The organism is Burkholderia sp. BCC1644, assembly GCF_902833225.1.
Taxonomy (GTDB): domain Bacteria; phylum Pseudomonadota; class Gammaproteobacteria; order Burkholderiales; family Burkholderiaceae; genus Burkholderia.
In genome coordinates, this window is record NZ_CADFEI010000016.1 from 118,894 (window position 1) to 143,783 (window position 24,890).

Sequence of the window (24,890 nt, forward strand, 5' to 3'; positions counted from 1 at the left end):
GTGCAGACAAGCCGGCGTTACTCGTAGTTGCTGAAGCGGGACATCGGCGGCGGCGGCGGCGGCAGCGGCGTGTAGCCCGGTACCCCGGCGCGGAATGCGGACACGAGGCCGTTGTCGACGGTCGACAGGCCCTTGAGCGTCAGTTGCATCATGAATCGCGTCGACGAGTTCTGCTGTCCCGACGAATTGATGCCGTTCGCAGCCCGCTGCACCCCGACCCCGAGCGCCCAGCAATCCGCGTCGTATTGTAAGCCGACCAGACCGTCGACCACGCGATCTCCGGCGAGGTCGTAGTTGAAACGGCCGATCGCATACAGGCGGTGCGTGAGCGGCCACTGCGCGGATATCAGGAACTGGTTGATCGGCTGGTTGTCGAGCGTGGTGTTCGATCGCGTGTAGCGGTAGCCGACGTTGATCACGCGGCGCTCGCCCGGGCTGTAACCGAAACCGACGCTCGACTTCACGAGCTGGTTGTTGTTCTGGTTGTACTGGAACGCCGTCTCCGACATGAAGCCCGAGCCGAGCTTCAGCGCGGCGCCGACGATCAGGTCCGAGTGGCGCGCCAGCACGGCGCTCTGGCCGGAATTCAGCGTGACGCGCTGATCGGCGAAGTAATACTGCTGCGCGATCACGAAGCGCGCGCGTTCGTCGCCGGTGCGCGGATCGATGAAGCGCGACGTCAGGCCGGCCGTGATCCGGTTCGCGTCCGCGATCCGGTCGTTGCCGACGAACGTGTTCGGCTGGTAGATCTCCGCGAGGCCGAAGTCCGATTCCGCAGTGTCGAACAGCGGCGCGTTCGACTGGTCGCGATACGGCGTGTACACGTAGTACAGGCGCGGCTCGAGGGTCTGGATGAAGTCCTGGCCGAACAGGCGCACCGAACGATCGAAGATCAGGCCCGTGTCGAAGCTCACGGTCGGGATCGACTCGGTGAAGCGCTTCGGGCTGTTCGGCGTGGTCGACGACAGGTAGTTCAGGTCGTACGACGCGAAGTGGTACTGGACCTTCGGCACGACGAAGTAGCCGGGGCCGTACACGCCGTACGCGATATACGGGTTGAAGACGATCCGGTCGCCTTCGGTCGCATCGGCCGTCGTGATGCGGAACCGCGAATAGTCGGCTTCCGCGCCGAAGTCGAAGCCGCCGACGTTGTACTTCGTGTACTTCACGTTCAACTGCGGCTCGCGGCTGTACGGCGCGATCGACGGCGGCAGCGTCTGCCAGTGCTGGTAGCGCGCGAGCACCGACCACGGGCCGTTGTTGTACGTGAGGCCCGCTTCCTGCTGGTACAGCGTCTGCGTCCCGTTGACGAACTGGTTCATCGAACCAAGATCTTCGGGATACGTGTTGTCCGAGACCTTGTTGAAGTAGACGTAGCCGCCGAAGCCGCCGCCGAAGTTCTGCTGGTGCTGCCAGTAGATCGCGTAGCGGTTGCGGTGCGCGAGCCGGTCATCCGGCAGGTAATTGGCCGTAAACGTGCCCGAATACGACGGCGACAGGTAGCGGAACGTCGCTTCGGTCATCACGCCGCGCCGCGAGATGATGCGCGGCGTGAGCGTCAGGTCGCGGTTCGGCGCGATGTTGAAGTAGTACGGCAGCGTCAGCTCGAAGCCGTTGCTCGAGTTCACCGAGAACGTCGGCGGCAGCAGGCCGCTGCGCCGCTCGCCCGACAGCGGGAACGTCATCCACGGGCTCGCGAAGATCGGCACGCCCTGGAAGAACAGCACGCCGTTGCGCGCGGTGCCTTCGTCGGCGCCCGTATCGAAGTCGAAGCGGCTGCCCTTGATGTACCACGCGGGGTTCGTCGAGCACTGGCACGCGGTGTAGGTGCCGTTGACGAACACCGAGCGCTCGTTGTCGACCATGTCGACGCGCTCGGCGCTGCCCGACCCGCCCGTCATGTTGAAGTGGTACTTCGGCGCCGTCATGAAGCCCTGGTTCGCCTCGATCTTCAGGTGCGCCTCGGGGCCTGCGAACGACGTACCGCCATTGACCACCTTGACCTGGCCGTACGCATCGGCCATGTCGGTATCCTGATCGTAGTGGAGCGCATCGGCCTTCACGACGGCGTCGCCGCGCCGCAGCTCGGCGGAGCCCTTGGCGGCGAGGTCCTGCTCGGCCGTGCCGCTCGTGTGGTCGGCGATCACGAAGGCGGCCGGCTTCGCGCCGTCCTTCAGCGGATGATCCTCGAGCTGGGGCGCGAGACGCAGATCCCACGGCGAGTCGAGCGGCTGCGGCTGCGCGGCCGCGCCCGACAGCTGCGCGTACGACACGGCCGGCACGAGGCCGGGCACGGCCAGGAGCGCGAGCGCGAGCCGCCGTTTGCGCGGCGCCCCGTCACCGGGGAAAACATTCGGGAATAGCGGTTTGGGCGGCATCTATCGTTTGGCGAATCGCCCCTTGTCAACCGCACCTTCACGGCACATGCGCGCACGGCGGGCCGCGCCGTCGCACCGCGACTGCGGCGGAGCGCAAACCGGGGAGGCGATCGGGCGGGCGGCGCGACAGGCGGCGAGCCTGCACGGCGGAAGCTGACGCGGGGCGCGTCAAAAAAGTCGTGGGGTATTATATGGCAAGACGTTCCCCCCTCCCCCGAGTTTCATGACGCCCCCATCCGCCGCATCCCAGCCCGACGCCCGCCTCGACGCCCTGACCGCGTGGCTGCAACCGCTCGCCGAGCGCTATGCCCTCGACCTGTCGACCCTCGCGCCCGCGTCGTCGGACGCCAGTTTCCGCCGCTATTTCCGTGTCGCATCGGCCACCAGCGCCGGCGGCACGCTGATCGCCGTCGACGCGCCGCCGCCCGAGAAGTGCCGTGAATTCGTCCAGGTCGCGCAGCTGCTCGCCGCGGCCGGCGACCACGTGCCGGACGTGCTGGCCCACGATTTCGACGCGGGCTTCATGCTCGTGACCGATCTCGGCCGCACGTCGTACATCTCGGTGCTCGACCCGGCCGACCCGGTCGCCGCGCGCCCGCTGATGCGCGACGCGCTCGACGCGCTGATCCGCTTCCAGCTCACGTCGACGCCCGACGTGCTGCCGCCGTTCGACGAAGCGTTCCTGCGCCGCGAAATGGAGTTGCTGCCCGAATGGTTCGTCGGCCGTCATCTCGGCAAGCCCGTCACCGATGCCATGCGCGGCACGCTCGACCGCACGTTCGCGCTGCTCGTCGCCAGCGCGCACGCGCAGCCGCAGGGCTTCATGCTGCGCGACTTCATGCCGCGCAACCTGATGGTCTGCGAGCCGAATCCGGGCGTGCTCGACTTTCAGGACGCCGTCTACGGGCCGCTGACGTACGACGTCGTGTCGCTGGTGCGCGACGCGTTCATCAGCTGGGACGAGGAGTTCGAGCTCGACTGCTTCGCGTACTACTGGGAAAAGGCGAAAAAGGCCGGCCTGCCGGTCGATCCCGATTTCGGCGAGTTCTACCGCCAGCTCGAATGGATGGGGCTGCAGCGCCATATCAAGATCCTCGGCCTGTTCGCGCGCATCAATTACCGCGATGGCAAGCCGCACTACCTGAACGACCTGCCGCGCTTCATCGCGTATGCACGCAAGGTCGCGCTGCGCTACCGCCCGCTCGTGCCGTTCGCCAAGCTGCTCGACGAGCTCGAGGGCAACGCGCCGGCCGACGTCGGCTATACGTTCTGACTGCCCCATAGCGCCCTGACACCCGGCCGAACATGAGCACACCCCTGACCACGGCGATGATCTTCGCCGCCGGGCGCGGCGAACGGATGCGCCCGCTCACCGACACCCGCCCGAAGCCGCTGCTCGAAGCCGGCGGCAAGCCGCTGATCGTGTGGCAAATCGAGGCGCTCGCGCGCGCGGGCATCGAAACGATCGTGATCAACCACGCGTGGCTCGGCGAGCAGATCGAGGCCGCGCTCGGCGACGGTTCGCGCTGGGGCGTGCGGCTCGCGTATTCGGCCGAAGGCGAAGCGCTGGAGACCGCGGGCGGCATCGCGCAGGCGCTGCCGCTGCTCGAGCGCGACGGCCAGCCGGCCGTGTTCGCGGCCGTCAGCGGCGACGTGTACTGCGCGTTCGACTACCGGACGCTCGCGCCGCGCGCCGCAGGGATGGCCGCGCTCGACACGCCGGCGATGCACCTCGTGATGGTGCCGAACCCGCCGTTCCACCCGGCCGGCGATTTCGCGCTCGGCGATGATGGCCGGCTCGCGCTCGACGGCGCCGCGCGCGTTACGTTCGGCAACATCGGCCTGTACGACACGCGGATGTTCCGCGATCTGGCGCCCGGCACGCGGCGCGCGCTGACGCCGTACTACCGCGCGTCGATCGAAGCCGGCCGTGCGAGCGGCGAACTGTACGAAGGGTTCTGGGAGAACGTCGGCACGCCCGCGCAGCTCGGCGAGCTCGACGCGCGGCTGCGCGCCGCGGGCTGATCGTTTCGCAGTCGAGCGCCGGTTCGGCCGCCGCCGATACCCAGACAGGCCGACGACCGCGCGGCCGACCGGCGGCGGACCCATCCGGAATCAAATGTCGCGGACGCTTCGCACGGCACGCCGGCCGTGACGGCACCACACCGCCCGTTCCCGCCGCGCACCGCGTCGCGCGGCACCCGTGCTCACGCGGCCTCGGCCTCTTCCCCGCCGGCCGCCGCGCGCTGCTGCTGCAGCGCCCACATCTGCGCGTACAACCCGTCCGCGCGCACGAGTTCGTCGTGCGTGCCGCGCTCGACGATCCGGCCGTGGTCCATCACGAGGATCTGCTGCGCGTGCACGACCGTCGACAGCCGATGCGCGATCACGAGCGTCGTGCGATGCCGCGCGATCTGGTCGAGCTCGTGCTGGATCGCGCGCTCGGAGCGCGAATCGAGCGCCGACGTCGCCTCGTCGAACAGCAGCACCGGCGGATCCTTCAGCAGCGTGCGCGCGATCGCGACGCGCTGCTTCTCGCCGCCCGACAGCTTCAGTCCGCGCTCGCCGACCGGCGTGTCATAGCCCTTCGGCAAGCTTTCGATGAAATCGTGGATGTGCGCGGCGCGCGCGGCCGCGACCACCTCGTCGCGCGTCGCGGTCGGCCGGCCGTACGCGATGTTGTAGTAGATCGAGTCGTTGAACAGCACGGTGTCCTGCGGCACGATCCCGATCGATGCGCGCAGCGAATCCTGCGTGACGTCGCGGATGTCCTGGCCGTCGATCCGGATCGCGCCGCCCGCCTGGCGGTCGAGATCGTAGAAACGGAACAGCAGGCGCGACAGCGTCGATTTCCCTGAACCGCTGTGGCCGACCACCGCGGTCGTCGTGCCCGCGTCGATCGTGAACGTCACGTCGTGCAGGATCTGCCGCGCCGGCTCGTAGGCGAAGTTCACGTGCTCGAAGCGCACCTGCGCGCCGGCCACCGCGAGCGGCCGCGCATCGGGCCGGTCGGCCACTTCCTTCGCGGCCGACAGCAGCCCGAACATCCGGTCCATGTCGGTGAGGCTCTGCTTCAGCTCGCGATACACGACGCCGAGAAAATTCAGCGGAATGTAGAGCTGCAGCATGAACGTGTTGATCAGCACGAGATCGCCGAGCGTCAGCTTGCCCGCGAGCACGCCCTGCGTCGCGCGCCACAGGATGAACACGAGCCCCGTGCCGATGATCGCCTGCTGGCCGAAGTTCAGTACCGACAGCGAGTTCTGCGAGCGGATCGCGGCCTTCCGGTAGCGCTTCAGGTTTTCGTCGTAGCGCTGCGCCTCCCACTCCTCGTTGCCGAAGTACTTCACCGTCTCGTAGTTGATCAGCGAATCGATCGCGCGTGAATTCGCGCGCGAATCGAGTTCGTTCATCGTGCGGCGAAAATGCGTGCGCCAGTTGGTGACCTTCACGGTGAACACGATGTACGTGACCAGCGCCGCGAACGTGACGTACGCGTAATAGGCCTCGTACTTGACCACGAAGAAGCCGAGCACGAGCCCGACTTCGACGAGCGTCGGCAGGATGCTGTACAGCGAATACGAGATCAGTTGCTGGATGCCGCGCGTGCCGCGCTCGATGTCGCGCGACATGCCGCCTGTCTGGCGTTCGAGATGGAACCGCAGCGACAGCCCGTGCAGGTGCCGGAACACCTGCAGCGCGAGCTGGCGCACCGCACTTTCGGTGACTTTCGAGAACAGGATTTCGCGCAGCTCGGTGAACAGCGAGGTCGACAGCCGCACGAACGCATACGCGACGACCAGCAGCCCGACGCCGCCCGCGAGCACGATGCCGGCCGATTGCTCCGCGCGGCCGATCGCGGTGATCTGCTGCACGTAGGACAGGTGGTCGACGATGCGCTTCATCACGACCGGCACGCCGAGGTTCGCGACTTTCGCGCCGATCAGGCAGGCGAGCGCGAGCGCGACGCGCCATTTGTAGGTGGTCAGGTACGGCAGCAGCGACCGGATGGTCTGCCAGTCGTTGCGGGGCCCGGTCGAAGCCGGCGCGGGCTCGCCGGAAGCAGGAAATCGGCGCATGGGGGAAGTCTCGGTGGCGGGGCACGACGCGTGTATCGACGGCCGGCTCGCGCGCTTTCTCGTACAATTTGCGAACGTTGTATTGTCGCAGAAGCCGCTTCGCGCCGCTGCCGGCGGCCTCGCCGGCCAGCCTGCGCGCGGCGGCCCATTTATTACAGGATGAAAGCCCCCGCCATGACCGATTCGACCCTCGAACTCCCGCAGATGCAGCCCGCGCTGCGCGTCGTCCCGCAGCCGCACGACGCGAACGTCCACGGCGACGTGTTCGGCGGCTGGATCATGTCGCAGGTCGACATCGCCGGCTCGATCCCCGCGAGCCAGCGCGCGAACGGCCGCGTCGCGACGGTCGCGGTCAACTCGTTCGTGTTCAAGCAGCCGGTATTCGTCGGCGACCTGCTGAGCTTCTACGCGACCATCACGCGCACCGGCAACACGTCGATCACGGTCGACGTCGAGGTGTATGCGCAGCGCATGCGCCTGATGGGCGAAATCGTGAAGGTCACCGAAGCGACGCTCACGTACGTCGCGACCGGCGCGGACCGCAAGCCGCGGCAACTGCCGCCGCTCTGACCGGCGAGCGCCGCGACCGGGCGGCGCACGGTCGCGTCAGTGCGTGGCCGTCAGCCCGAACTCCCGCATCGCGGGCAGGAAATCGTGATTCAGCTTCGGCTTGCGCGACAGCTTGACCAGCACGTAGCGCTGGAACGGCGCGAGCCGCTGCCACTGCGCGAGCGCGGGCGCCGTCAGCCCGGCCAGCGCGCTCTGCTGCACGAGCGTCTCCGGCACCGTGTCGACGGCGCGCCAGGTCGGCTGCTCGTCCGGCTGGAACCATGACGGTTCCAGATCCGCGTGCGTGCGCAGCATTTCGAACAACGCATGATCGAAGTTGGGCTCGATCGCGGTGTCGTCGTCGGCCGGAAAGCGCGCGAGCAGCTTGCGGTCCTCGAGCGGCAGCAGTTGCCACTGTTCGAGCGAAATCCGCAGACCGAAGCGGTCGAGATTGAAACGCACGATCATCGGGATGTACGTGAAGTTTTCCGACGAATCGTGTTCGAAGTTGAAGAGCAACGGAGCGTCGCTGAGTCCCATGGTCGTTACCTGACGTGGCGGATGCCGGCGCGGCCGGCCTGCCTGAGGTATTTTAGAACCTCTGCGCGCGGGCGGCGGCACGATTGTCGCCGGCCGTGCCTCGAATCAACGGGAGTGCTCGTGAATCCGACCCAATCCGATGGACTGCGCGACGACCTGCGCGACGAACCGCGCGGCGCGATCGAACTGTCCGTGCGCCGCACGCGCGGCGGCGCCGTCGAAACCGCGCACGACTACGTGGGCCAGGAATGGCCGGTCGCGCTCGTGTTCAACGGCATTTCGCACGCCGTGATGATGTGTACGCCGTGCGACCTCGAAGCGTTCGCGGTCGGCTTCGCGATCTCGGAAGGGATCGTCGCGCGCGGCAGCGACATCAAGGATATCGAGGTGATCCTGCACGCCGATGCGCCGCTGCCGCATGCGGAAGTGCACCTGGAGGTCGTCCAGCAGGCGTTCGCCGCGCTGAAGGACCGGCGCCGCACGCTCGCGGGGCGCACGGGCTGCGGCGTGTGCGGGATCGAAAGCATCGATTTGCTCGACCTCGCGCCGGAACGCGTGCCGGACACGGGCTTTCTCGCGCGCCTCGCGCCCGACGCGCTCGCGCACGCGGCACAGGCGCTGCCCGCGCACCAGGCGCTCACGAAACTGACCGGCGGCCTGCACGCGGCCGCGTGGTGCGACGCAACAGGCGCGATCCGGATGGCATTCGAGGATGTCGGCCGCCACAACGCGCTCGACAAGCTGATCGGCTCGCTCGTGCTGGCGCGCGCCGACGCGACCGACGGTTTCGTGTTCCTGTCGAGCCGCGCGAGCTACGAGCTCGTGCGCAAGGCCGCCCGCGTCGGCATTCCCATGGTCGCGACGATCTCCGCACCGTCGTCGCTCGCGATCGAAATTGCGAAGGCGGCGGGTTTGCGACTCGTCAGCTTCTGCCGCGAATCCGGCCACGTCGACTACGGCACGGCCTGACTGCGATCACGGGATCGCGCCGGCGATCGGACGCCGGCGCACCCTGCTCCGTCAGTCGAACTGACGGAAATCCGGCTTGCGCTTCTCGAAGAACGCCGTCATCGCCTCGCGCGCTTCCGGTGCGCGCAGCATCGCGGCGAAGTGGCCCGCCTCCTCGGCCATCCGCGCGGACGTCGCCACGCCGCCCGTATCCTTCAGCAGCGCCTTCGTCACGCGCAGCGATGCCGCCGGCAGTGCCGCCAGCTTCGCCGCCTGCTTCGCCGCGAACGCGTCGAGCTCGGCAGCCGGCAGCACGCGGTTGACGATGCCGATCCGGTGCGCTTCCAGCGCGTCGAACGCCTCGCCCAGCAGCAGCTTCTCGGCCGCGACCTGATGGCCGGCCAGGCGCGGCAGCAGCACGCTCGACGCGGCTTCCGGACACAGCCCGAGCTGCGCGAACGGCAGCGAGAACGTCGCGGTGTCGGCCGCGTACACCAGATCGCAGTGCAGCAGCATCGTCACGCCGACGCCGATCGCCAGGCCCGGCACCGCGGCCACGATCGGCTTGCTCGCGCTGCTGATCCGCGCAAGGAACTGGAACACCGGAGCGGTGTCGTCCTTCGGCGGCGCTTTCAGGAAATCCTCGAGATCGTTCCCCGCGGTGAAATTGCCGTCGCTGCCGCGCAGCAGGATCACGCGGATCGCCTTGTCTTCCTGCGCGTCGGCGAGCGCATCGGCCATCGTCTGGTACATCGCCGCCGTCAGCGCGTTCTTCTTCGCCGGGCGCGCGATCGTGATCGTCATCACGCCTTCGGCGCGTTCCACTTGAATTTCGGCCACAACCGTCTCCTTGACTTTCCTCTATCGGAATGAAAAAACGGTGCGCGAGCTCGTGGCCCGCGCACCGTCGTCGCTTTGCGTCGCGTCCCGCTTACAGGCGTTCGATGATGCCCGCGGCGCCCATGCCGGTGCCGACGCACATCGTGACCATCCCGTACTTCAGGTTGCGGCGGCGCAGGCCGTGCACGACGGTCGCCGCGCGGATCGCGCCGGTCGCGCCGAGCGGGTGGCCGAGTGCGATCGCGCCGCCCATCGGGTTGACCTTCGACGGGTCGAGGCCGAGGTCGCGCATCACCGCCAGCGACTGCGCGGCGAACGCCTCGTTCAGCTCGATCCAGTCGAGATCGTCCTGCTTCAGGCCGGCAGCCTTCAGCGCGGCCGGAATCGCTTCCTTCGGGCCGATGCCCATGATTTCCGGCGGCACGCCGCGCACCGCGAAGCTTACGAAGCGCGCGAGCGGCGTCAGGTTGAATTCCTTCAGCACCTTTTCCGACACGACGAGCAATGCGCCCGCGCCGTCCGACGTCTGCGAGCTGTTGCCGGCCGTGACCGAGCCCTTGTTCGCGAACACCGTGCGCAGCTTCGCGAGGCCTTCGATCGACGTATCCGCGCGCGGACCTTCGTCGAGCGCGATCTCGCGCGTCTTCACGTCGACTTCGCCGGTCGCGAGGTTCGGGAAACGCTCGGTGATCGTGTACGCGGCGATCTCGTCGTTGAACTCGCCGGCCTGCTGCGCGGCCAGTGCCTTGCGGTGCGACTCGACCGAGAACGCGTCCTGGTCTTCGCGGCTCACCTTCCACTGCTCGGCGACGCGCTCGGCCGTCAGGCCCATCCCGTACGCGATGCCGAAGTCTTCATTGCGATCGAAGATGTGCGGCGACATCGACGGCTTGTTGCCCATCATCGGCACCATGCTCATCGATTCGCAGCCGCCCGCGAAGATCGCGTCCGATTCGCCGACACGGATGCGGTCGGCCGCCATCGCGAGCGCGGTGATGCCCGACGCGCAGAAGCGGTTGACCGTCACGCCGCCGACCGTCTGCGGCAGGCCGGCGAGCAGCGCGCCCATGCGCGCGACGTTCAGGCCCTGCTCGGCTTCCGGAATCGCGCAGCCGATGATCGCGTCTTCGATCAGCTTCGTGTCGAAGCCGGGCACCTGCGCAACCGCCGACCTGATCGCGTGGACCAGCAGCTCGTCCGGGCGCGTGTTCTTGAAGACACCGCGCGGGGCCTTGCCGATCGGCGTGCGGCTGGCGGCGACGATGTATGCGTCTTGCAATTGTTTGCTCATTTGAGACTCCTTGCCTTATCCGCTCGCTCAGTTACGCACCGGCTTGCCGGTCTGCAACATGCCCATGATCCGTTCCTGCGTCTTCTGCGTGCCGAGCAGCTCGACGAACGCACGACGCTCCAGCGCGAGCAGCCACTGCTCGTCGACGAGGCTGCCGGCTTCGACGTCGCCGCCGCACACGGCTTCGGCGATGCGGCTCGCGATCAGGTAGTCGTGGTCGCTGATGAAGCGGCCGTCACGCATGTTGACGAGCGATGCCTTGATCGTCGCGATCGCCGAGCGGCCTGCAACCGGCACGTCCTTCGCACGCAGCGGTGCGCGGTAGCCGGTGGCGGCCAGCGCACGCGCTTCCTTCTTCGCGGTGTCGAGCAGTTCGAACACGTTGAAGATGATCGTGTCGGACGGCTTCACGTAGCCCATCGCACGTGCATCGTGCGCGGACGCCGAGACCTTCGCCATCGCCGCGTTCTCGAACGACTTCGTGACGAACTTCAGGATGTCGGTGGTCGCGTTCGCGGCCGTCGCGGCGTCCGCTGCGCGCAGCGCCGCTTCCTTCAGGCCGCCGCCCGCCGGCACGAGGCCGACGCCCACTTCGACGAGACCGACGTAGCTCTCGACGTGCACGACACGCTTCGCGCTGTGCAGCATCAGCTCGCATCCGCCGCCGAGCGCGATGCCCGACACGGCCGCGACGACCGGCACGTTCGCGTACTTCACGCGCAGCATGCCTTCCTGGAACTTCTTCACGAACGGCTCGATACCCTTCGCGCCACCCATCATGAACGCGGGCATCGCCTCTTCGAGGTTCGCGCCGGCCGAGAACGGGCCGCCCGGCGTGCCGAGCTTCAGCGACGTCGGCTGCCAGATCACCACGCCCTTGTAGTCCTTCTCCGCGAGCTCGATCGCCTGCACGAGGCCGTCGATCACGCTCGGTCCGATCGTGTTCATCTTCGACTTGAACGACACGATCACGACGTCGTCTTCACCCGCACGGTCGTCGACCCATGCGCGCACCGCGTCGGTCTCGAACAGCGTCTTGCCGTAGGTCTTCGGATCAGCACCGGCTTCGCCGAGCAGCGGCGCGCGGAATACCTGCTTGCCGTAGACCGCGAGGTCCGAACGCGGCACGAAGCGCTGCGCAGCCGGCGCCCACGAGCCTTCGGCCGTGTGCACGCCACCCTTCTCCGCCACCGCGCCTTCGAGCACCCACGACGGCAGCGGCACGTTTGCCAGCGCCTTGCCGGCCGCGATGTCTTCCTGCACCCACTCGGCGACCTGCTTCCAGCCGGCGGCCTGCCAGCCTTCGAACGGGCCTTCGTTCCAGCCGAAGCCCCAGCGGATCGCGAGGTCGACGTCGCGCGCGTTGTCGGCGATCGACTCGAGATGCACGCCGATGTAGTGGAACACGTCGCGGAAGATCGACCACAGGAACTGCGCATGCGGATGGTCCGTTTCACGCAGCAGCTTCAGGCGCTCCGCCGGCGGACGCTTCAGGATGCGGCCGACCGTTTCGTCAGCCTTCGCGCCGGCGTCGACGTAGGTGCCCGTCTTCGCGTCGAGCACCTTGATCGCCTTGCCTTCCTTCTTGTAGAAACCGCCGCCCGTCTTCTGGCCGAGCGCGCCCTGCTTCACCAGCTCGGCGAGCACGGCGGGCGTCTGGTAGACCGGGAAGAACGGATCGTCGGCGAGGTTGTCCTGCATCGTCTTGATCACGTGCGCCATCGTGTCGAGGCCGACCACGTCCGCGGTGCGGAACGTTGCCGACTTCGCGCGGCCGAGGCGGCTGCCCGTGAGGTCGTCGACTTCGTCGAAGCGCAGGCCGAACTTCGCGGCCTCGGTGATCACCGCAAGGATCGAGAAGATGCCGACGCGGTTCGCGATGAAGTTCGGCGTGTCCTTCGCGCGCACGACGCCCTTGCCGACGATGCTCGTCAGGAAGGTTTCGAGCTGGTCGAGGATCTCCGGGCGCGTATGCGCGGTCGGGATCAGCTCGACGAGGTGCATGTAGCGCGGCGGGTTGAAGAAGTGCACGCCGCAGAAGCGCGACTTCAGCTCGTCCGAGAAACCATCGGACAGCTTCGTGATCGACAGGCCCGACGTGTTGGTCGCGAAGATCGCGTTCGGCGCGATGTGCGGCGCGACCTTCTTGTACAGGTCGTGCTTCCAGTCCATCCGCTCGGCGATCGCCTCGATCACGACGTCGCATTCGGCCAGCTTCGCGATGTCGTCTTCGTAGTTCGCTGCTTCGAGGTACTTCGCGTCGTCCTTCACGCCGAACGGCGCGGGCGACAGCTTTTTCAGGTTCTCGATCGCCTTCAGCGCGATCGCGTTTTTCGGGCCTTCCTTGGCCGGCAGGTCGAACAGCAGCACCGGCACGCGTGCGTTGATGAGGTGCGCGGCGATCTGCGCGCCCATCACGCCGGCGCCCAGCACGGCGACCTTGCGAATCAGGAAATTGCTCACGGGATGTCTCCGGATAGTGTCGTGCAGCGCGGGTTGTGAGGGCTGCACGGCGAAGTGAGTACCAGGAACCGTTGCGTTCGGGCGGCGCGCGGCGCGCACCGCCCGGACTCGCGTCAGAACAGCGATTCGTCGACTTCCATCATCGTCTTCGAGCCGGCGCGCGCGGCGCGGATCGTCGACGCCGTTTCGGGCAGCAGACGCGCGAAGTAGAAACGGGCCGTCGCGAGCTTCGACTTGTAGAACGGGTCGCCCGACGCTTCGTTGTCGAGGGCGAGGCGTGCCATGCGCGCCCAGAAGTACGAGAACACCAGGTGGCCGACGGTACGCAGGTACGGCACGGCCGCAGCACCGACTTCGTCGGGGTTCTGCATCGCCTTCATGCCGATTTCCATCGTCAGCTTCTGCACCTTGTCGCCGATGTCGGCGAGCGGGTTGATGAACTCGGCCATTTCCGGCTTCACGCCTTCGGCTTCCGCGAATTCCGTCACGAGCTTGCCGAACTTCTTCAGCTTCGCGCCCATGTCGCCGAGCACCTTGCGGCCCAGCAGGTCGAGCGACTGGATCGAGTTCGTGCCTTCGTAGATCATGTTGATCCGCGCGTCGCGCACGTACTGCTCCATGCCCCACTCGGAGATGAAGCCGTGGCCGCCGTAGATCTGCATCGCGTGGTTCGTGCACTCGAACGCGTTGTCGGTCAGGAACGCCTTGATGATCGGCGTGAGCAGCGCGACGAGGTCGGCGGCTTCCTTGCGCACGGCTTCGTCACCGTGCGACAGTTCCTTGTCGATCTGCAGCGCGGACCAGTACGTGAACGCGCGCGCGCCTTCCGCGTAGGCCTTCTGCGTGAGCAGCATGCGGCGCACGTCCGGATGCACGATGATCGGGTCGGCCGGCTTGTCCGGTGCCTTCGGGCCCGTCAGCGAGCGCATCTGCAGACGATCCTTCGCATACGCGAGCGAGTTCTGGTACGCGACTTCCGTGAGGCCGAGACCTTGCGCGCCCACGCCGAGACGGGCCGCGTTCATCATCACGAACATCGCGTTCAAGCCCTTGTTCGGCTCGCCGACCATCCAGCCCTTCGCGTTGTCGAGGTTCATCACGCACGTCGAGTTGCCGTGGATGCCCATCTTGTGTTCGATCGAGCCGCACTTGATGCCGTTGCGCTCGCCCGGCTCGCCCGCAGCGTCGGGAATGAACTTCGGCACGATGAACAGCGAGATCCCCTTCGTGCCCTGCGGCGCGTCCGGCAGGCGCGCGAGCACGAGGTGGATGATGTTCGCGGCCATGTCGTGCTCGCCGCTCGAGATGAAGATCTTCGTGCCGCTGATCGAGTACGAGCCGTCGCCGTTCGGTTCGGCCTTGGTGCGCAGGATGCCGAGGTCGGTGCCGCAATGCGGCTCCGTCAGACACATCGTGCCGGTCCATTCGCCGGTCACGAGCTTCGGCAGGTAGGCCTTCTGCAGTTCCGGCGCGCCGTGCGCGTGCAGGCATTCGTAGGCGCCGTGCGACAGGCCCGGATACATCGTCCAGGCCTGGTTCGCCGAATTCATCATTTCGTAGAGCGCGTTGTTCACGAACGCGGGCAGGCCCTGGCCGCCGTAGTCCGGATCGCAGCCGAGCGCCGGCCAGCCGGCCTCGACGTATTGCTGGTAGGCCTCCTTGAAGCCGGTCGGGGTCTTCACGACGCCGTCGCCTTCATACGTGCAGCCTTCGCGGTCGCCGACCTGGTTCAGCGGGAACAGTACCTCGGAGCAGAACTTGCCCGCTTCCTCGAGGACCTGGTTGATCGTGTCGGCGTCGAGGTCCGCATGCTTGGGCATTTGCTTGACTTCGGCTTCGACGTTCAGAAGCTCGTGCAACACGAATTGCATGTCGCGCAGCGGCGCGGCGTACTGTCCCATGACTCTCTCCAAAGGTGGGCAAAACGGCTCGAGCTCCTGGCGGGCGGGTCACGCGCCGCTAACGGCTCTCGCTCTGATACGAAACAATCGTCTTTTCCAGCGCGGCCCACGTGAGGCGCACGGCGTCCGGCGAATGCAGGAAGCGGGCGTCGTGATGCAGGCCGAGCGTGAAGCTGTACAACTCGAAGAGCATCAGGTCCGGATCGGTATCCGCACGCAGATGGCCTTCTTCTTTCGCCTGCGAAATGGCACGCAGCATCGCGGCACGCCAGGCCGTCACGCTCGCGATCAACTGCTCGCGCACGGGGCTGTCAGGCCGGTCGTCGTACTCGACCGCACCGCTGATGTAGATGCATCCCGTCGTCACCTCCTGGATGCGCTTCTCCGTCCAGCGGGCCAGCATCGCCCGAAGGCGCGGCAAGCCTCGCGACTCGCGCAGGCTCGGAAAGAACACCTCGTTTTCGAAACGATGGTGATACTCGCGGACGACCTCGACCTGCAGGTCTTCACGCGATCCGAAGTGCGCGAACACACCGCTCTTGCTCATCTGCATGCGCTCGGCCAGCAGGCCGATCGTCAGCCCCTCCAGCCCGTCACGGCTGGCGAGGTCCAAAGCAGCTTCAAGTATCGCGGCACGCGTCTGTTCGCCTTTTCGCATAGCTATTTCTGTAACCGTTCGGGGGTTCGAATAAAATCGAACGGCCGTACTATTATTGAGTGCGGCCGCTCGCGAAACAAGGAAATTATTAGAAACCGGTGTCTAACCGAGCCGCTATTTTGCGCGATTCCGGCGGGACCGGAGCGGCTTTTCCGCACGAACGTGCGGACAGATATTTTGAAGCGAATGCTTAGTCTGCGTCAGTCGTAACCGCCGACCGTCAGCGCCTTCATCACGACGCGATACGCGGTGTACGCAAGCCAGTTCAGCAGACGCTCGATGCGCGGGCGCGCGGCGAAGCGCGCGGGGTCGATTTCCCGGCCATCGGCGAACGCACCCGCGATCGCGTCGCGCAGTTCGTTCGTGACAGCATCGTAACGCACCAGCACGACGTTCGCTTCATTGTTCAGCATCAGGCTCAGCGCGTCCAGGTTCGACGAGCCGACCGTCGCCCAGTTGTCGTCGATCACGGCGACCTTGCCGTGCAGCATCGTCTTGTCGTATTCGGCGACGCGCACGCCCGCGCGCAGCAGCGCGTGATAGAGGAACGGCACGGCCGTATCGAGCGCCGCGAACTCCTTGCGGCCGATCAGGATCCGCACGTCGACGCCGCGCCGTGCGGCGCCCGTCAGCGCACGGCGCAGCTTGCGGCCCGGCATGAAGTACGGATTCGCGAGCAGGATCCGCTGGCGCGCCTGGCCGATCGCCGCAAGATACGCCTTCTCGATCGCGCGGCGGTTCACGACGTTGTCGCGCGCGACGAACGCGACGCTCGGCTCCGTCACGACCCTGAGCGCACCGGCCTTGATCCACCGGTGGCTGCGCATCCAGCGCCGGAACATGTCGGGGAACGCTTCGCCGCCGTGCAGCCCGGCCGCGTACTGGGCATACGGCTTGTGGCCGAACTGGATCCGGTGCCACTGCAGCTCGAACGCCGCGCGCACGTCGGACACGGCAGGCCCTGCCATCTCGACCGCGAAATCCCAGCGCGGAAACGGCAGCGTCGTGCCGTTCTGCGCGTAGTCGTCGACGATGTTGATGCCGCCGCAGAACGCGGCCGCATGATCGATCACCGCAAGCTTGCGATGCGTGCGCGAGAAGCCGAAGCGGCCGAACAGGAAGCGGTTGTAGATGCAGTGCTCGACACCGGCCTCGACCCACGTGTCGAACAGCGGCAGGCGCGCGGTGCCGATGCCGTCGGTGATCACGCGCACGCGCACGCCACGCTGCGCCGCACGGATCAGCGCATCCGACACCGGCCGGCCGGCTGCATCGTCGCAGAAGATGTAGGTTTCGAGCATCACCTGCTCGCGGGCCGCATCGATCCGTTCGATCAGGGCCTGGAAGAACGCACCGCCGCCCTCGCACAGCCGCACGGTGTTGCCCGACGTGAACGCGAGCCGCGATGCGGAGCCGCGTTCCTGCAGGAACATCTGCCGCAATTGCGCGAAGCGCTTGCGGGCTTCCGCCGTCATGCGGACGAGCCGTGCGGCGCGCGCGACAGGGCCACGCGCGCGGGCAGTTGCAGGATCGCCTCGGCGTTCGACGGCGAGAAGCAGCGCGCGGCCGCCTCGCGGAACGGCAGCCACGCATGGTCGACGTGCTCGCGCGGCGACAGCGTCACGCCGACGCGACGCGGCACGCACAGGCCGAACCAGTGCTCGACGTTGCGCGTGACGCCCGGTGCATAGCGATGCAGGTATTGCGGATAGATCGTGTATTCGATCCGGTGGCGCCAGTCGGCGAGCGCGTTGGCCGGCACGTCCGCCGTGCCGATCGCGATGCCGGTTTCCTCCGCCACTTCACGCGCGGCGGTGAGCGCGAGCGGCTCGTCCAGCGCGTCCTTCGAGCCGGTGACCGATTGCCAGAAATCGGGCTGGTCGGCACGCTTGATCACGAGCACATCGAGGTCGGGCGTGTAGATCACGACAAGAACGGATTCGGGGATTTTCGGCGGCTTCGTCATCGTTGTTTCATGCGGCACAGGGCCGTGCGTCGGGCATGCGCCCCGAACGTGCGGCAAGTGCTGCGACTGTACCGCAAAAAATGAAAAAGGCGCATCGCGCGCCTTTTTCATGTGCGTCGTGTGCGCGTGACCGCACACACGACCGGGTGCCAAACGCGTTACGCCTTCGGCTGTTCCGGCTGACGCAGGCGGATGTGCAGTTCGCGCAGCTGACGCTCGTCGACCGGGCTCGGCGCTTGCGTGAGCAGATCCTGTGCACGCTGCGTCTTCGGGAACGCGATCACGTCGCGGATCGAATCGGCGCCGGCCATCATCGTGACGATGCGGTCGAGACCGAATGCGATACCGCCGTGCGGCGGCGCGCCGTACTGCAGCGCGTCCAGCAGGAAGCCGAACTTCAGTTGCGCTTCTTCCGCACCGATCTTCAGCGCGCGGAACACCTTGCTCTGCACTTCTTCCTGATAGATACGCACCGAGCCGCCGCCGATTTCCCAGCCGTTCAGCACCATGTCGTACGCCTTCGCGAGGCAACGGCCCGGGTCGGTCTCGAGGTACTCGAGGTGCTCGTCCTTCGGGCTCGTGAACGGGTGGTGAGCCGCGACGTAGCGTGCATCTTCGTCGTCGTATTCGAACATCGGGAAGTCGACGACCCACAGCGGCTTCCAGCCGGCCTGGACGAGACCGTTCGCCTTGCCGAATTCCGAATGGCCGATCTTCAGGCGCAGTGCGCCGAGGCTGTCGTTGACGACCTTCGCGCGGTCGGCCGCGAAGAAGATGATGTCGCCGTCTTCAGCACCGGTGCGCTCGAGGATCGCCGCGATCGATGCGTCGTGCAGGTTCTTGACGATCGGGCTCTGCAGGCCGTCGCGGCCCTTCGCCTTCTCGTTGACCTTGATCCACGCGAGGCCCTTCGCGCCGTAGATGCGCACGAATTCCGTGTAGCCGTCGATGTCGCCGCGCGACAGTTCGCTGCCCTTCGGCACGCGCAGCGCCGCGACACGGCCGTCCTTCGCGTTGGCCGGCGTGCTGAACACCTTGAAGTCGACGTCCTTCATCGCGTCGGTCAGCTCGGTGAATTCCAGCTGCACGCGCAGGTCCGGCTTGTCCGAACCGAAACGCGCCATCGCTTCCGAGTACGGCATCACCGGGAATTTCGCGTCGAGCTCGACGTCGATCGTCGTCTTGAAGATGTGACGGATCATGTCTTCGAACAGGTCACGGATTTCCTGCTCGCCGAGGAACGACGTTTCGCAGTCGATCTGCGTGAATTCCGGCTGACGGTCGGCACGGAGGTCTTCGTCGCGGAAGCACTTGGTGATCTGGTAGTAACGGTCGAAGTTCGCGACCATCAGCAGCTGCTTGAACAGCTGCGGCGACTGCGGCAGCGCGAAGAACTGGCCCGCGTTCACACGCGACGGCACGAGGTAGTCGCGCGCGCCTTCCGGCGTGCTCTTCGTCAGCATCGGCGTTTCGATGTCGATGAAGCCCTGCTCGTCGAGGTACTTGCGCGCCTCGATCGCGACACGGTAGCGCAGGCGCAGGTTGTGCTGCATCTGCGGGCGGCGCAAGTCGAGCACGCGGTGCGTGAGGCGCGTCGTTTCCGACAGGTTGTCGTCGTCGAGCTGGAACGGCGGCGTGACCGATGCGTTCAGCACGTTCAGTTCATGGCACAGCACTTCGATCTTGCCGCTCTTCAGGCCGGCGTTGACCGTGCCTTCCGGACGGTTGCGCACGAGGCCCTTGATCTGCACGCAGAACTCGTTGCGCACGCCTTCGGCGGTCGCGAACATCTCCGCGCGATCGGGGTCGCACACCACCTGCACGAGGCCTTCACGATCGCGCAGGTCGATGAAGATCACACCGCCGTGATCGCGGCGGCGCTGCACCCAGCCGCACAGCGACACGGTTTGGCCCAGCAGGTGTTCGGTCACGAGACCGCAGTATTCAGTACGCATCGACATGATGTTTGCTTTCGTTCGGTTTGATCAACGGGCGCCGCAACGCGCGGCCCGGGCGATGATTCTTTACTTACAGCGGCGGCTCGACGGGGCGGCGGGCGGGCGCCGGAGCCGGCGCCGGAGGCGCCACGACGCCCATCGAGACGATGTACTTGAGCGCGGCATCGACCGACATGTCGAGTTCGATGACTTCGCTCTTCGGCAGCATCAGGAAGAAGCCCGACGTCGGGTTCGGCGTCGTCGGGATATACACGCTCACGTATTCTTCCGTCAGATGATTGAGCACGTCGCCGCCGGGCGTGCCGGTCAGAAACGCGATCGTATACGAGCCGCGGCGCGGATATTCGATCAGCAGCGCCTTGCGGAACGCGTTGCCGCTACTCGACAGCAGCGTGTCCGACACCTGCTTGACGCTCGTGTAGATCGGCCCCACGACCGGGATGTGACGCACGACCGCATTCCACCAGGTGACGAGCTTCTGGCCGACGAAATTCCGCGTGGCCAGACCGACGACGAAGATGAACGCAAGCGTCAGCACCGCGCCGATCCCCGGCAGATGGAAGCCGAGCATCCGCTCGGGCTGCCACGATTCGGGCAGCAGGAGCAGCGTCTGGTCCATCGTGCCGATGATGAGGCCGAGCACCCACAGCGTGATCGCGAGCGGGACGAGAACCAGCAGGCCGGTCAGAAACACCGATTTCAGGGTCGTCTTTTTCATCATCTGCCGTCAATGAACCGCGCCGGCGGCGGCGCGGGGTGGTCGCGGCCCGGTCGGACCGCGACAGTCAACTACTGGCGGCGGGCGCTGCAGCCGGGGCGGGCGCGGCGCTCGTCGTCGTGCTTTCGGAACTCGCTGCGGCCGGCGCGGCCGCTGCCGGTTCCGCCGCGGCGGGCGCCGCCGCAGCCGCGTCACCCGACGCGGTCGCCGGCGCGCTGGCGCCACCCGAACCGCCACGGAAATCGGTGACGTACCAACCCGAACCCTTCAACTGGAAGCCCGCGGCAGTGACCTGCTTGCGAAACGCATCCTTCCCGCATTCCGGGCACTGCGACAGCGGCGCGTCGCTCATCTTCTGGAGCACGTCCTTCGCGAAACCACACGCTTCGCATCGATAGGCGTAGATCGGCATGATATTTTTCCCGCGGAAACTGGAAACAGCTTGCAAAACCTTGAATTATAGCCGAAACCCCGGCGCGGCCCGGCAACGGCTGCGACGCCCGCGCATCAGCGGCGGCGCCACGTGAGCCAGCGCTCGTGTCCTTCGAACACGGCCAGCGAATCGGTCACGGGCAAATCCTCGATCAGCTCGAAGTGCGGCGCGAGCAGCGCATCGAGTTCCGCACGCTCGATTCCGAACGGCGGCCCCTTCGGTTTCGCCATCACGAAGAAATAGCCGGCCAGCAATCCGTCCACGGGCAACAGCTCGGCCATCCGTGCCGCGTAGCCCGCGCGCATGGCCGGTGGCAGCGCGCACAGGAATGCGCGCTCGTACACCCACTGCACGTCGAACGGCGGCCGGTACGTAAAGAAATCGGCCTGCTCGACGACGTCCGCGTGCGCGCCGAGCTGCGCCTTCGCGGCAGCCACCGCCTGCGCGGCGAAATCGATCGCGCGCACGGGCCAGCCGGCCTGCGCGAGCCACCCGGCCTCCTGCGCACTGCCGCAGCCGGGAATCAGCACCGTGCACGGCTCGAGCCGATGCGCAAACACGCGAAAGCCATCGGGCACGCCGCCGAATTCCCAAGGCGTCACGCCACGCTCGAAACGCTCGTCCCAGAACGACGCGTTGCCGGGGTCGCGCGTCGCGAAATCGGCGGCCGTCGGTGCAGCCGGTTGCTTCGGATCGGACATCGCGTTGCTCCTGTCGGTCAGGCGCCGTACGCGAGCGCGAACAGCACGCGCGCGACCAGCGCGCCGACGCCGACCGACAGGCCGAAGATCAGCAGCGCCTGCAGCAGCCTGTTGGTACGTTTCTGCTCGACGAGGATCTGGCGCATCAGGTCCTCGCTCGCGGCGCGCGGTGCGTCATGGCGCGCGGCCATCGCGTGATGGATCAGGCGCGGCAGTTGCGGCAGCGTCTTGCTCCACTGCGGCGCCTCGACCTTGAAGCGCTCGTACCAGCCGCGCAGGCCGATCTGCTCGGTCATCCAGCGCTCGAGGTACGGCTTCGCGGTCTTCCACAGGTCGAGTTCGGGGTCGAGCGAGCGGCCGAGCCCTTCGACGTTCAGCATCGTCTTCTGCAGCAGCACGAGTTGCGGCTGGATCTCGACGTTGAAGCGGCGCGACGTCGAGAACAGGCGCATCAGCACCTGGCCGAGCGAGATGTCCTTCAACGCGCGGTCGAAATACGGCTCGCACACCGCGCGGATCGCGCTTTCGAGTTCTTCGACGCGCGTCTCGGGCGGCACCCAGCCCGATTCGAGGTGCAGCGTCGCGACGCGGTGGTAGTCGCGCTTGAAAAACGCGAGGAAGTTCTGCGCGAGGTAATTCTTGTCGAAATCGGACAGCGCGCCGACGATCCCGAAATCGAGCGCGATATAGCGCCCGAACGTGCTCGGGTCGAGGCTCACCTGGATGTTGCCGGGGTGCATGTCCGCATGGAAGAAGCCATCGCGGAACACCTGCGTGAAGAAGATCTCGACGCCTTCGCGCGCGAGCTTCTTGATGTCGACGCCGGCCGAGCGCAGCGTCTCGACCTGGCTGATCGGCACACCCGTCATGCGCTCCATCACGAGCACCTGCGACGTCGAGAAATCCCAGAACATCTCGGGCACGAGCAGCAGGTCGAGGCCCGCGAAGTTGCGGCGCAGCTGGCTGCCGTTCGCGGCCTCGCGCATCAGGTCGAGTTCGTCGTGCAGGTACTTGTCGAATTCGGCGACGACCTCGCGCGGCTTCAGGCGGCGGCCATCGGCCCACATGCGCTCCGTCCAGATGGCGATGTCGCGCATCAGCGCGAGATCCGAGTCGATCACGGACAGCATGTTCGGGCGCAGCACCTTCACCGCAACGGCCTTGCCCGCATGCACGCCCTGCTTCAGCTTCGCGAAATGCACCTGCGCGATCGACGCGCTCGCGACCGGCTCGCGCTCGAATTCGTCGAACAGCTCGTCGACCGGCGCACCGAGCGACTTCTCGATGATCGAGATCGCGACGGCCGAATCGAACGGCGGCACCTGGTCCTGCAGCTTCGCGAGTTCGTTCGCGAAATCGACCGACAGCAGGTCGCGGCGCGTCGACAGCACCTGGCCGAACTTCACGAAGATCGGGCCGAGGCTTTCGAGCGCGTGACGCAGCCGCACGGCGGGCGGATCGGAATAACGACGGCCGATCGTCGTGATCCGCAACAGCAGCTTCACGCGCCGGTCGTCGATCCGGGACAGCATCACTTCGTCGAGACCAAAGCGGATGACGGTGTAGACAATCTTGATGAAACGGAAAATGCGCATGCCCTGCGGCCCTCAGTGCGCGCCGCGCGGGCCTGGGCCCGTGCGCGCGCCGATTTTTTGTTCGAGTCGCTCGACCCGCTTTTCGACCCGCGCGAGCGCATCGCGTGCGCGCGCCAGTTCGGCGTCGAAGCCGCCGAGCGACGTGCGCCGGACGACTTGCGGGTTCTCGTCGAGCCAGTATTCGGCGACGGAATCGAGCACGTTGCGGCCGGTGCGTCGCGCGCGCGCACCGGCGTCGCGCACGACCGTCGCGATCCGGTATGCCGCCGCGTCGCCGACCAGCTTCGCGAGATCTTCTTCAGGTTCCCAGCGCAAGTGCTCGGCCAGCTTCGCGATCTGCGTCGCGAATTCCGCGTCGCCCTCGATCTTCACGTGCTTCATCACGGCCGCCTGGCCGCCCTGCAGGAACGCGGCGACCGTGTCGCCGGCGAGCGCGATCGACACGTCGACCTGTTGCGCATCGTGCGCGTCGACGGCGGACAGATAGCCGTCGGGCTGCACCAGCAGCGTGAGCGTCACGGGAGGCACGTCGATCCGGGCAGTCTTGCCCGCATAGGGAATCAGGCGGTCGCGCGCCCATGATTCGCGCGCGAGCAGGTGATTGACAGCAGCAGCAAAAGGCTTGGCGGCAAAGGTCATCGGGCTGGGAAAGAAAAAACCCGCGCAGGCCGGGCGCCCACGCGGGTTTCTATTGTAACGTCGGATCGTCGGCAGACCGTGCCTGACCGTACACCCGGGCGGCAAGCGGTCGCAGTGCGGCGGCCGTCGCCCGGGTGCCCGGCGGCGTGGGCCGCCCGGCACGCTCAGTGCGTGTTGATCTGCTGGATACCCGCGAGCAGCCAGCCCTGGCTGCCCGACTTCGACAGGTTCCACACCTCGTCGAACGGCGCGGCCGACGCGCTCGCCGATTCGCGGATCAGGCCGTGGAAACGCACGCTCGCCGATTGCTCGATGCCGCGATCCTCGATGGCAACCAGTTCCGCGTCGAGCTGCACGACGTCGGTCTGGTTCGCCTCGTTGCCGCGCGAATCGAGGTCGATCTTGATCTCGGCGAACATTTCGGGCGTCGTGAACTCGCGGATGTCGGCCAGGTTGCCCTGGTCCCACGCCGCCTGCAGGCGCACGAAGTAGACCTTCGCGCTGCGCAGGAACGCTTCGGAATCGAAGCCGGCCGGCACCTGGTGCGGTGCCGCCGCAGCCGCTGCCGCGCCGGCGGCCGCTGCACCGCCGCCGAACACGCCCTGCGCTTCGTTCGCATAGCTGCTGCCGCTGCCCGCGTAGTTGCTGCCGGCATTGCCTTGCTGGAACGACGGGCTTTGCGAGTAGCCGCCCGACGACGACGCCGAGCCGCCGACCGAGTACGCCGGCTCTTGCGGGCGACGGCGGTTCATGAACTTGCGGATCAGCCAGATACCGACCATCGCGAGCAGTGCGATCACGATGACGTTCGCCATCATGCTCGCGAACGCGCCGCCGAGGCCGAAGTGCGACAGCAGCGCCGCGATGCCGAGACCGGCCGCGAGACCGGCGATCGGCCCGAGCCAGCGCGAGCGGTTGGGCTGCGCGGCCGGCGTGGGCGTGGCCGGATTCGCACGCTGCGCCTGCGACGGCGCGGCCTGCTGCATCGGCTGCTGCGCGGGCGGCGTGGCCTGGCGCTGCGTGACGGTGGAATTCTGCCGGCCGATGCTGCGTCCGCCGCCCATGCGCTTGGCTTCAGCGTCGAGCGATGCGAACGTGCCGGCCGTGAGCAGGCCGACCATCAGCAGCGTGCCGACCCGTCGAGCCCACGGCTTCGACGGCTTGCTACGGTTGAACAACGAACGCGTTTCGGACATCAGCTTCTCCAGATGTAAGACAAATGTATGGAAAGAG

At 66.9% G+C, this 24,890-nt stretch carries 21 protein-coding genes; 4 read left to right on the plus strand and 17 right to left on the minus strand.

Annotated features, from left to right (window positions below; genetic code table 11):
* Window positions 1-17 precede the first annotated feature (17 nt).
* Window positions 18-2,378 (minus strand): LPS-assembly protein LptD, encoded by a 2,361-nt coding sequence (locus HWX87_RS27960; RefSeq protein WP_176050305.1) that lies wholly within the window; start codon window positions 2,376-2,378, stop codon window positions 18-20.
* Window positions 2,379-2,601: 223 nt separating this feature from the next.
* On the opposite strand from HWX87_RS27960, the gene HWX87_RS27965 reads away from it, so the two are divergent.
* Complete coding sequence (locus HWX87_RS27965; protein ID WP_176050306.1) at window positions 2,602-3,651, plus strand: phosphotransferase; 1,050 nt, start codon at window positions 2,602-2,604, stop codon at window positions 3,649-3,651.
* 32 nt (window positions 3,652-3,683) lie between these two features.
* Entirely contained in the window at window positions 3,684-4,403 is a 720-nt protein-coding gene (gene murU, locus HWX87_RS27970) for an N-acetylmuramate alpha-1-phosphate uridylyltransferase MurU (RefSeq protein WP_176050307.1), read from the plus strand.
* 182 nt (window positions 4,404-4,585) lie between these two features.
* On the opposite strand, the gene HWX87_RS27975 is transcribed toward murU, so the two are convergent.
* Complete coding sequence (locus HWX87_RS27975; protein WP_176050308.1) at window positions 4,586-6,457, minus strand: ABC transporter ATP-binding protein/permease; 1,872 nt, start codon at window positions 6,455-6,457, stop codon at window positions 4,586-4,588.
* Window positions 6,458-6,631: 174 nt separating this feature from the next.
* On the opposite strand from HWX87_RS27975, the gene HWX87_RS27980 reads away from it, so the two are divergent.
* Window positions 6,632-7,027, plus strand: coding sequence for an acyl-CoA thioesterase (locus HWX87_RS27980; RefSeq protein WP_176050309.1), 396 nt, complete (start codon window positions 6,632-6,634; stop codon window positions 7,025-7,027).
* 36 nt (window positions 7,028-7,063) lie between these two features.
* Here HWX87_RS27980 and HWX87_RS27985 read toward each other — a convergent pair whose 3' ends face one another.
* Window positions 7,064-7,546 (minus strand): nitrate reductase associated protein, encoded by a 483-nt coding sequence (locus HWX87_RS27985; protein WP_059233234.1) that lies wholly within the window; start codon window positions 7,544-7,546, stop codon window positions 7,064-7,066.
* Window positions 7,547-7,660: 114 nt separating this feature from the next.
* Between HWX87_RS27985 and fdhD the strand changes: the two genes are divergently transcribed.
* A complete protein-coding gene (fdhD, locus tag HWX87_RS27990) occupies window positions 7,661-8,515 on the plus strand; it encodes a formate dehydrogenase accessory sulfurtransferase FdhD (RefSeq protein ID WP_176050310.1) in 855 nt (284 codons plus the stop codon).
* 51 nt (window positions 8,516-8,566) lie between these two features.
* On the opposite strand, the gene HWX87_RS27995 is transcribed toward fdhD, so the two are convergent.
* The 14 genes from HWX87_RS27995 to HWX87_RS28060 form a co-directional block, all read right to left on the minus strand.
* Entirely contained in the window at window positions 8,567-9,334 is a 768-nt protein-coding gene (locus tag HWX87_RS27995) for an enoyl-CoA hydratase (RefSeq protein WP_176050311.1), read from the minus strand.
* A gap of 91 nt (window positions 9,335-9,425) precedes the next feature.
* Window positions 9,426-10,625 carry an acetyl-CoA C-acyltransferase gene (locus HWX87_RS28000; protein ID WP_014896087.1) on the minus strand — a complete coding sequence of 400 codons (1,200 nt, stop codon included), beginning with the start codon at window positions 10,623-10,625 and terminating at the stop codon, window positions 9,426-9,428.
* Window positions 10,626-10,652: 27 nt separating this feature from the next.
* Window positions 10,653-13,088, minus strand: coding sequence for a 3-hydroxyacyl-CoA dehydrogenase/enoyl-CoA hydratase family protein (locus tag HWX87_RS28005; protein WP_176050312.1), 2,436 nt, complete (start codon window positions 13,086-13,088; stop codon window positions 10,653-10,655).
* Between the two features lie 113 nt (window positions 13,089-13,201).
* Entirely contained in the window at window positions 13,202-14,989 is a 1,788-nt protein-coding gene (locus HWX87_RS28010; protein ID WP_176050313.1) for an acyl-CoA dehydrogenase C-terminal domain-containing protein, read from the minus strand.
* A 58-nt stretch (window positions 14,990-15,047) separates the two neighbouring features.
* The gene (locus HWX87_RS28015; RefSeq protein WP_166963559.1) at window positions 15,048-15,647 is read right to left on the minus strand and encodes a TetR/AcrR family transcriptional regulator; all 600 of its coding nucleotides are present in this window, start codon (window positions 15,645-15,647) and stop codon (window positions 15,048-15,050) included.
* 200 nt (window positions 15,648-15,847) lie between these two features.
* A complete protein-coding gene (gene clsB / locus HWX87_RS28020) occupies window positions 15,848-17,122 on the minus strand; it encodes a cardiolipin synthase ClsB (protein ID WP_176050314.1) in 1,275 nt (424 codons plus the stop codon).
* On the minus strand, window positions 17,119-17,613 hold the full coding sequence (gene nudB, locus HWX87_RS28025; protein WP_176050315.1) for a dihydroneopterin triphosphate diphosphatase: 495 nt from the start codon (window positions 17,611-17,613) through the stop codon (window positions 17,119-17,121). The genes clsB and nudB overlap by 4 nt, the downstream gene beginning before the upstream one ends.
* 158 nt (window positions 17,614-17,771) lie before the next feature.
* Window positions 17,772-19,574, minus strand: coding sequence for an aspartate--tRNA ligase (gene aspS / locus HWX87_RS28030; RefSeq protein ID WP_166963565.1), 1,803 nt, complete (start codon window positions 19,572-19,574; stop codon window positions 17,772-17,774).
* 67 nt (window positions 19,575-19,641) lie between these two features.
* Window positions 19,642-20,292 carry a DUF502 domain-containing protein gene (locus HWX87_RS28035; RefSeq protein WP_048242740.1) on the minus strand — a complete coding sequence of 217 codons (651 nt, stop codon included), beginning with the start codon at window positions 20,290-20,292 and terminating at the stop codon, window positions 19,642-19,644.
* A 64-nt stretch (window positions 20,293-20,356) separates the two neighbouring features.
* On the minus strand, window positions 20,357-20,701 hold the full coding sequence (locus tag HWX87_RS28040) for an FmdB family zinc ribbon protein (protein ID WP_129512943.1): 345 nt from the start codon (window positions 20,699-20,701) through the stop codon (window positions 20,357-20,359).
* Between the two features lie 95 nt (window positions 20,702-20,796).
* A complete protein-coding gene (locus tag HWX87_RS28045; RefSeq protein ID WP_176050316.1) occupies window positions 20,797-21,423 on the minus strand; it encodes an SAM-dependent methyltransferase in 627 nt (208 codons plus the stop codon).
* 17 nt (window positions 21,424-21,440) lie between these two features.
* Entirely contained in the window at window positions 21,441-23,018 is a 1,578-nt protein-coding gene (ubiB, locus tag HWX87_RS28050) for a ubiquinone biosynthesis regulatory protein kinase UbiB (RefSeq protein WP_176050317.1), read from the minus strand.
* A gap of 12 nt (window positions 23,019-23,030) precedes the next feature.
* Window positions 23,031-23,657 carry an SCP2 sterol-binding domain-containing protein gene (locus HWX87_RS28055; protein ID WP_176050318.1) on the minus strand — a complete coding sequence of 209 codons (627 nt, stop codon included), beginning with the start codon at window positions 23,655-23,657 and terminating at the stop codon, window positions 23,031-23,033.
* A gap of 164 nt (window positions 23,658-23,821) precedes the next feature.
* A complete protein-coding gene (locus HWX87_RS28060; protein WP_176050319.1) occupies window positions 23,822-24,853 on the minus strand; it encodes a TIM44-like domain-containing protein in 1,032 nt (343 codons plus the stop codon).
* Between the last annotated feature and the right edge of the window lie 37 nt (window positions 24,854-24,890).